Origin of the sequence: Gilliamella sp. B14448G11, assembly GCF_016101765.1 — a bacterium.
Taxonomy (GTDB): Bacteria; Pseudomonadota; Gammaproteobacteria; order Enterobacterales; family Orbaceae; genus Gilliamella; species Gilliamella apicola_N.
This window is the reverse complement of sequence record NZ_JACFPX010000051.1, coordinates 1-432: the sequence shown is the minus strand read 5'-3', so window position 1 is coordinate 432 and position 432 is coordinate 1. Positions and strand designations below refer to the sequence as shown.

At 34.5% G+C, this 432-nt stretch carries 1 protein-coding gene; it reads right to left on the bottom strand.

All coding sequences use genetic code 11. From position 1 onward, the window contains the following. A partial coding sequence (locus H3S88_RS13140; RefSeq protein WP_198229236.1) for a hypothetical protein occupies positions 1-432 on the bottom strand: 432 nt, incomplete at both ends.

Sequence of the window (432 nt, the reverse complement as noted above, 5' to 3'; positions counted from 1 at the left end):
CAACCATACCTAGGGGATCTTCTAAAATAACCGCCCCAACTGGTTTTTTATATTGAGACTTTCGGGCATTGATAAAATTAATAAACGGATCACGTTGTTGACTCTTATCTTGATAATTCGGTAAATAACTCAATTTATCAGTCATATAAGGTATAAATTCTAAGATTTTACCAAAAATATGTTGGCCTGCTAAATCTATGCCTCTTGGGTGGTTATCTGGCGCTTGAATAAATGAAGTTAAATCAATTTTAGTAAACCGAGCTAAATCTTGGCTATTTTTATAATAATCACGAGTTTGTTTATTCCAAGGGTAACGGCTATAGGCAATCCATAAAAAAGGTTTGTCACTTAATTCGTCATTGCTAATATCAACCGAGATAAATGAAGCTGGGACATAATGATTGTCAGCTAGACATCGTGTTGGAAAGGGAT